Below are 7,677 nucleotides of genomic sequence, written 5' to 3' on the forward strand. Positions count from 1 at the left end.
GCGTCAGCCCCGGTCGGCCTGGGCGGCCAGGGACGCAGCGACCGAGTGGTCGGGCTCCGCCTCGGGCTCGGCGTACTCCCGCAGGACCACCAGGCTGCGGTGCTCCAGGGGCAGCGTCGACCCCGCGGCGTAGGGCGTCTTGGTGTCGACTCCCCCGGCGGTGTCGACCACGACCTCCCAGGCGGCGGAGTACTCCTCCGGCGGCAGCGTGAGCTCGGTGCGGCCGTCGGCGTTGAAGTAGAGCAGGAAGTGGTCGTCGATGATCTCGCCGCCGCGGGCGTCCTTGCCGGCGATCCCGTGGCCGTTGAGATACATCCCGATGGCCTGGTTGCCACCGTCCCAGTCGCTGTCCTCCATCGGGCGGCCGTCGAGGTGCAGCCACACGATGTCGTTGAGCCGGTCGCCGTCACCGCCGGGGATCTCGGTGCGCACGCTGTTGCCAGTGAAGAAGCGCTTGCGACGGAACGTCGGGTGGTCCATGCGCAGCTTGATCAGGGCCGCGGTGAACTCCACGAGCGGCTTGTCGGCGTCGTCCCAGTGCATCCAGGCGATCTCGGAGTCCTGCGCGTAGGTGTTGTTGTTGCCCTGCTGGGTGCGGCCCATCTCGTCGCCGTGCAACAGCATCGGCACGCCCTGGCTGAGCAGCAGGGTCGCGAGGATGTTGCGCTGCTCGCGGGCGCGGAAGGAGCGGATCTCGGGGTCGTCGGTCGGCCCCTCGACTCCGTGGTTCCACGAGCGGTTGTGGCTCTCGCCGTCGTTGGAGTCCTCCCCGTTGGCCTCGTTGTGCTTCTCGTTGTAGGAGACGAGGTCGGCCAGCGTGAAGCCGTCGTGGGCGGTGACGAAGTTGATGCTCGCCACCGGGCGACGACCGGAGTGCTCGTAGAGGTCGGCCGATCCCGCCAGGCGGGAGGCGAACTCGCCCAGCGAGGGCTCGCCGCGCCAGAAGTCGCGCACGACGTCGCGGTAGGCGCCGTTCCACTCGGTCCACTGCGGCGGGAAGCCACCGACCTGGTAGCCGCCGGGGCCGACGTCCCACGGCTCGGCGATCAGCTTGACCTGGCTCACCACCGGGTCCTGCTGCACGAGCTCGAAGAAGGTCGCGAGCCGGTCGACGTCGTAGAACTCGCGCGCGAGGGCCGAGGCGAGGTCGAAGCGGAAGCCGTCGACGTGCATCTCGGTGACCCAGTAGCGCAGCGAGTCCATGATCAGCTGGAGCGAGTGCGGGTGCCGGACGTTGAGGCTGTTGCCGGTGCCGGTGTAGTCCATGTAGTACTGCGGCTCGTCCTCCATCAGCCGGTAGTAGGCCGGGTTGTCGATGCCCTTGAAGCTCAGCGTCGGGCCCATGTGGTTGCCCTCGGCGGTGTGGTTGTAGACCACGTCGAGGATGACCTCGATGCCGGCGGCGTGCATGGCCTTGACCATGGACTTGAACTCCTGGACCTGCTGGCCGACCTGGTCGGTCCCGGCGTACTCCGCGTGCGGGGCGAAGAACCCGAGGGTGTTGTAGCCCCAGTAGTTGCGCAGGCCCTTCTCGAGCAGCGTGCTGTCCTGGATGAACTGGTGGACCGGCATCAGCTCGATCGCGGTCACGCCGAGGCGCTTGAGGTGGTCGGTGATGGCCGGGTGGGCCAGACCGGCGTAGGTGCCGCGGATGTCCTCGGGGAGGTCGGGGTGCAGCTGGGTCATGCCCTTGACGTGCGCCTCGTAGACGACCGTCTCGTTGAGGGGGTAGTTGAGCCGGCGGTCGCCCTCCCAGTCGAAGAAGGGGTTGATGACCACGCCGAAGGTCATGTGCGGCGCGGAGTCCTCGTCGTTGCGCGAGTCGGGGTCGCCGAAGGTGTAGCCGAAGAGGCTGTTGTCCCAGTCGATCTCGCGCGTCGTCGCCTTGGCGTAGGGGTCGAGGAGAAGCTTGGCGGGGTTGCAGCGCAGGCCCTTCTCGGGCTCCCACGGACCGTGCACGCGGTAGCCGTAGCGCTGGCCGGGCTGGACGTGCGGGAGGTAGCAGTGCCAGACGTAGGCGTCGACCTCGCTGACCTCGAAGCGGGTCTCGGTGCCGTCGGCCTCGAAGAGGCAGAGCTCGACGCGGTCGGCCACCTCGCTGAAGAGCGCGAAGTTGGTGCCGGAGCCGTCGTACGTCGCTCCCAGGGGGTAGGCGTGGCCAGGCCAGGAGTCGTGCACGGTGCCTCCGATGATCAGTCAGCTGGAAGGGGTGACTCGTCCTCGTCGACGACTCGTCCGCGGCCCAGTACCCCGGTCGCGGCTCTGCACGCATCATCCACCATGGATCGCGACGTGGGATGCGGCACATGCCCCGGCGGCATGGGGGCGCGTCAGTCGCGCGGGACCAGGCTGAGGTGGCGTCGCGGCCCGCCCGGCTCGTCCAGCAGCGCGAGCACGACCTTCTCCATCAGGAGCAGCCCGACGTCGAGGGGCACGTCCTCGGCCTCGATCCACGGGAGCGCGCGCTCGACCAGGGCGGTGAGGCGCTGCTCGTCGAGCTGCTCGGGACCCGCTGCCAGGCGGCTGACGAAGATGTGCGCGCCGAGGCTCAACGCGGTGGGTGGTCTGGCGGATGCCGTGGCGGAGGATGTTTCCTGCGACGACGCCCGTGACCCGCTCGTGAGCACTGGTCCCTCCCTCGTCGCCGCCGGACCGGCCCCCGGACCGGTCCTGCGGTTCTACGGGCGGCGGGCGGCCCACGTCCACCCGCGCTCCCCCAGATCGGGGAGGCTCAGGCCTCGACCCGCAGTCCCTCGTCGAGGCCACGCAGGTAGCCGGCGAACCCGCCGGGGGTGCGCCCGACCAGGCGCGCCGAGGTGACGACGGTCGGCGCGACCCCCTGTCGTACGCCGTGCGCCCGCAGCGCGCGGACCAGGGCGACGTCCTCGTGCTCGGCGAGCGCAGGGAAGCCACCGACCGCGCGGTAGGCGTCGAGGCGGAAGCCGAGGTTGGCCCCGTGGACGTGGTCGCCGGCCCGGGCACCGCGGTGCCGCTCGCGCCACAGTCCCGCGACCGCCGCGTCGCCGTCGACCGGGTCGGGCGTGACGGCCCCGACGACCAGCTGGACCCCCACGCCCGCCTGGAGCACCTGGTCGAGCAGCCACGTGGGCGGGACGACGGTGTCGCCGTCGGTGCAGGCGACCCAGGTGCCGGCGGGCCCGCCCGTGGGCCCGTCCGTGGACCTCAGGACGGCGTGCTCGATCCCGGCACGTCGCGCAGCGCCGACGTTGCCCCAGTGGGAGACGACGACGTCGACCGCGAAACGGCTCGCGACCGCCGGGGAGGCGTCGGTGCACCGGTCGAGGACCACGGTGACCCCGACGCGCACCCCGGGACGGGCCTGGCTCAGGCGTCGCACGGACTCCGCCACCGAGCGCAGGCAGGCCCCGAGTCGGGCCTCCTCGTCGCGGGCCGGGATGACGACCTGCACCCGGGAGATCCCGGTCGTGCGGACGCTCATCGGGTCGGGTCCGGCCACGTGGCCTCCGCGCCGAGGACGACGATCTCGACGTCACGGTCGGTCCAGGAACCGACCTCGGGCCGGAGGCCGGCGGCGCGCACGACGTCGTGGGCGTGCGGCCCGTCCATGGGCCAGCCCTCGACACGGTGGCGCCAGTGCGCGAGGACGACGGTGCCGTCCGGCGTCAGGCAGCCACGGATCCGCTCGACGAGCGACTCCAGGGCCACGGGGCTGAGGAAGTAGGCCACCTCGGAGACGACCACCAGGTCGAACTCCCCCTCCGGCCACGCGTCGGGCACCTGCGCCTCGCGGACCTCGACGGTGGCGAGGTCGGCGAGCCCCTGGCGGGCCAGCTCGACCGCGCGCGGCGAGGCGTCGAGGGCGAGCACCTGCTCGGAGCGCGCGGCGAGCGCCCGGGTCAGGGTCCCGCGCGAGCAGCCGACCTCGAGCGTGCGGTCGTAGGTCGGTCGGGGCAGCGCGGCCAGGGTCAGGTCGCGCTTGCGCTGCTCGTACCACCGCACCTGCGTGCCCCACGGGTCCTCGTCGCCCCGGTGCAGGTCGTCGAGGGCCGGGTCGGTCGCGGGCTGGCTGACGAAGACCTCGACGTCGCCCGCGAAGTGCTCGAGCAGCTCCTCGCCGAGCAGCACCTCGTCGCCGGGCAGCTCGGAGAGCCGCTGCACCTGGGTGACGTGCGCGGCGATCGCCAGCTCCTTGCGACTCCTGGCGTCCTCGTCGAGCCGCACCGCGCCGAGGAGCGCCCAGGGCGCGTCGTCGGGCGTGGACCAGTGCCAGAACCAGACGGGATACTCCAGCAGGCGCGCACCCGTGCGCACCGCCACCGCCGCCGCCACGTGTCCGGCGGCCTCGTGGTCGGGGTGACCGTCCCCGCGCCAGGGCGCGACCAGCAGCGTGCGCCGCGCGTCCCCGAGGACGTCGACCACTCGTCGTACGACGCGGGCGTGGTGGGTGGCGACGTCGCCGTCGGGCAGGCCGAGGCGCACGACGTCGCCGGTGACCCCCAGGGCCCGGGCCGCGGCCTCGCCCTCGGTGCGACGGCGGCGGGCGAGGAGCTCGGGGGTGTGGGTCGGCGAGCCGGGGTGGCTGCCCTCGCCGTCGGTGAGCAGCAGCAGGTCCACCTGGAGGCCACGTCGGGCGGCCTCGGCCATCAACCCGCCGGCGCCGAGCGACTCGTCGTCGGGGTGGGCGGCGAGGACCACGACGCGGTCCGGCCGGGTCTGCCAGGGGTCGAGCGTCGGCAGCGTGGACCAGCGGGCGTGGGTCTGCCACTCCTTGGCGCGGGTGCCCGGGGTGTCGTGGGTGAAGTCGGTCATCGGGTCGCCTCCGGGGGCTGCGTGAGGGCGCGGCCGAGGACGGCGGCGTCGCGCTCGGCATGATGCTGGCGGACGTAGAGCTGGAGGTCGGCCACCCGACGCGCGTGCTCGGCCTCCACGAGCGGCGCCGGGCCGAGGGCATGCGCGGCGTGGCGCAGCACGTCCTCGACGGCGTCGGCTACGACCTGACGCACCCGGAGCGCGGCGACCTGCCCTGCCGGCCCCGTGACGAGGCCGGCGTCGATGTCGGCGGCCGACTCGGCGAGGACCGCCCGTGCGCCGTGCAGGCACGCGTCGGTCGCCCCGAGGTGCGCCAGCCCGACCTGGTCGGGCGCCCGGTCACCGGCCGCGCGGAGCAGCCGTCGGTGGAGGGCCACCGCGCCGCCGTACCAGACGGCGGCCACGCCGATGCCGCCCCAGCTGAAGCCGTCGCGGCGGAGGTACCAGCCGGGGTCGCCGACCGGCTGGGCCGGGACGTCGGCGAAGGCGAGGGGGCCGCTCGGGATGTCGGGGAGGCCGGTCGGTGCCCACGCGTGGGCCGTCTCGGCGGGGCCGACGCGCGCGTCGGTGAGGTCGACGGCGAACATCGCGCGCCGCTCCTCGTCGACCCAGGCCGTGACGAGGGCCCGCTCGAGCTGCGAGCCCAGCGAGCACCAGGGCTTGGTACCCGCGAGGGTCCAGGTGCCGTCGTCGTGCTGACGCGCCTCGAGGCGTACGCCGGGCCCCTCGGCCGCGAAGACGCCCCACCGCAGTCCCGGGCCGGCCAGGTCGTCGCGGCCGGCCTCGTCGAGGATCGCCAGCGCGTCGAGGTGCGGCTCGGCGGCCCGGGCCACCTGGAGGTCATGGGCTCCGAGGGTGGCCAGCACCTCCCACCGGAGCAGGGTCTCCCCCGCACCCGGCTGCGGCACGCCGTCGGTCAGGCCCTGGGCGAGGGGCTCGAGGGGCTCGCTGCCCGGCGGGGTGTCGTGAAGGACGGCGCGCACGCGGTCGAGCACCGGGACCGTGCTGCAGTGAGGGGTGAGCCGGACGTCCTGGCGGTCGGTCATCCAGCATCGATCGGCGTGTGCTCACCCATGCTGTCGAGTATGGGAGGCCGAGGGCCTCCTCCGGCTCGCCCCTACGGGTGGAAGCCTGCAGGCCTACCCCGGGTCCAGCTCGCAGCGGGCCTCGCGCTCGGCCGCGCAGACGTCCTCGCCGGCCAGTCCGAAGGCACGGTCGAAGCCGGGCCCGCCGACGAGCGTCTCGCGATAGGGGTTGGCACCGGTCAGCCGGTCGTTGCCGCGCTGCCCGACCGCCACGGCACTGCGGTCCTCCGGCGGCGGGCAGGAGAACTCGTCGAACGCCAGCGGGCTCACGTCGATGACGTCGGGACCGGCACCGCCCGTGACGATCACGTCGCAGCCGTCGCCGGAGAGCCGGTTGGGGCCCGCGTCACCGATCACCCGCACCACCGGCGCGAGGACGCCCACACCCTCGAACGCCGTGAACGTCCAGGACGTCGCTGGTGGCGACGGCAGCGGTGCCTCCCGCGCGGGGAACGTCGTCCGGACCATGCCGGCCGGGAGGGACGCGACCACGCGCGCAAGGTGCTGGGGGTTCTCGATCTCGAGCAGGTCGGTCCCCGCGCCGCCGACGATCGGCCTGCGCACCCCGATCGTGGTCGCGACGAGGAGCAGCTCGTCGTCGCCGCCGCCGAGGTCGGCGCTCGGGTCGTGGCGCTCGTCCATGACCGCCCGCTCCGCAGCGGGGCCACCGAGGAAGGTCTGCCGGGTCCCGCCGAAGCCGCCCAGGAAGAACACCTCCAGGCCGGACCAGGTGAGCCGGGTCTGTCCGTCGAGCGTGGCGTGCCCGGCGACGTTGTCGAACAGCCAGTCGCCGGGGGTCAGGAAGGCCTCACCCGACGACGTACGCCGAGCGTCGAGCGAGTCCTCGCCTGCCCCACCGTCGAGGCTCGCACCTGCCTGGTCCTCACCGGTCAGGAACAGCCGGTCATCGCCGTCCCCGAGATCGACGACGTCGACGTTCGGCTCGCCCTCCACACCGGTGGAGACGTCGTCGTCGCCACCGCCCGTCGCCACCGTGTCCACGCCGGGTCCGGCTTCCACGGAGTCGTGGTGGTCGCCTGCCGCTGCCTCGTAGGTGTCGTCGCCCTCCCCGAGCCGGATGAGGTTGTAGCCACCGGCACGGTCGAGGACACGGTCGTCGCCGGGTCCCGCCTCGACGGAGAAGCCCCGCACGCTGTCGTCGAGACAGATCACGTCGTCGCCGCCCAGCGCACGCACCGGCCCACCGCGGAGCGCCAGGATCACGTCGTCCCCCTGGGTGCCGTCGACGCCGCCCGAGCCCGTGATGGTCGGTGTCTCGCCCTGGCAGGTGGCAGCGACCGCCGCCCCAGGTCCCGCGGCGAGCCCGGCACTCGCGGCGACGGGACCGGTCGCGAGCACCGCGCCGAGCGTGAGCAGGACAGACGTCAGGGTGCGGATCATGCGGGTCCTCCGAGGCGGGAGCGGCCCCTCACCCTAGACGCCAGATATCGCGCTCACGGGATGCCGGCCGTGGCAGCGTCGGCCTCCTGGGGGCTTCCGCCGGTTGGCGAAGTCATTCGAAAACGCCCACCTCGGCGACAGGCCGGCCCCAGGTCACCCTTCTCGCGACGAGCGCCACCTGTCCCGGGAGCAAGCGTGCGCGGCGTCCATCTGCCCTGGCGGCTTGATGCGCTCGTGCGAACCGCGCTCATCGCGGCATGTCCGGATGTATAGGAACGAGGTCGGATCCTGCGCGGTTCAGTCACTGCGAACGAACGTCATCGAACCTGCCGGGCCGCTCAGCGCCATCCGATTCTGCTCAACCTCAACAGAGGTTGTGCCGTTGAGAAGTCCGAAGTAC

6 protein-coding genes are annotated in these 7,677 nt (G+C 73.1%); all 6 read right to left on the reverse strand.

The window, feature by feature from the left end:
- Positions 1-3 precede the first annotated feature (3 nt).
- A complete protein-coding gene (gene glgX, locus AAG827_RS16400) occupies positions 4-2,178 on the reverse strand; it encodes a glycogen debranching protein GlgX (protein ID WP_341927244.1) in 2,175 nt (724 codons plus the stop codon).
- A 152-nt stretch (positions 2,179-2,330) separates the two neighbouring features.
- The gene (locus tag AAG827_RS16405) at positions 2,331-2,552 is read right to left on the reverse strand and encodes a hypothetical protein (RefSeq protein WP_341927245.1); all 222 of its coding nucleotides are present in this window, start codon (positions 2,550-2,552) and stop codon (positions 2,331-2,333) included.
- A 179-nt stretch (positions 2,553-2,731) separates the two neighbouring features.
- Entirely contained in the window at positions 2,732-3,478 is a 747-nt protein-coding gene (locus tag AAG827_RS16410) for a glycosyltransferase family A protein (RefSeq protein ID WP_341927246.1), read from the reverse strand.
- Positions 3,457-4,791 carry a bifunctional PIG-L family deacetylase/class I SAM-dependent methyltransferase gene (locus tag AAG827_RS16415; RefSeq protein WP_341927247.1) on the reverse strand — a complete coding sequence of 445 codons (1,335 nt, stop codon included), beginning with the start codon at positions 4,789-4,791 and terminating at the stop codon, positions 3,457-3,459. The genes AAG827_RS16410 and AAG827_RS16415 overlap by 22 nt, the downstream gene beginning before the upstream one ends.
- A complete protein-coding gene (locus AAG827_RS16420) occupies positions 4,788-5,837 on the reverse strand; it encodes an acyl-CoA dehydrogenase family protein (RefSeq protein ID WP_341927248.1) in 1,050 nt (349 codons plus the stop codon). Before AAG827_RS16420 ends, AAG827_RS16415 begins: the two co-directional genes overlap by 4 nt.
- A 93-nt stretch (positions 5,838-5,930) precedes the next feature.
- A complete protein-coding gene (locus AAG827_RS16425) occupies positions 5,931-7,277 on the reverse strand; it encodes a hypothetical protein (protein WP_341927249.1) in 1,347 nt (448 codons plus the stop codon).
- Positions 7,278-7,677: the final 400 nt, after the last annotated feature.

Origin of the sequence: Nocardioides psychrotolerans (assembly GCF_943371775.1) — a bacterium.
In the GTDB taxonomy this organism is placed as follows: Bacteria; Actinomycetota; Actinomycetes; order Propionibacteriales; family Nocardioidaceae; genus Nocardioides; species Nocardioides psychrotolerans_A.

Excerpts from the sequence above, each read along its gene's own strand:
- AAG827_RS16415 (WP_341927247.1), bottom strand. The coding sequence starts at position 4,791 with ATGACCGACTTCACCCACGACACCCCGGGCACCCGCGCCAAGGAGTGG.
- AAG827_RS16420 (WP_341927248.1), bottom strand. The coding sequence starts at position 5,837 with ATGACCGACCGCCAGGACGTCCGGCTCACCCCTCACTGCAGCACGGTC.
- AAG827_RS16425 (WP_341927249.1), bottom strand. The coding sequence starts at position 7,277 with ATGATCCGCACCCTGACGTCTGTCCTGCTCACGCTCGGCGCGGTGCTC.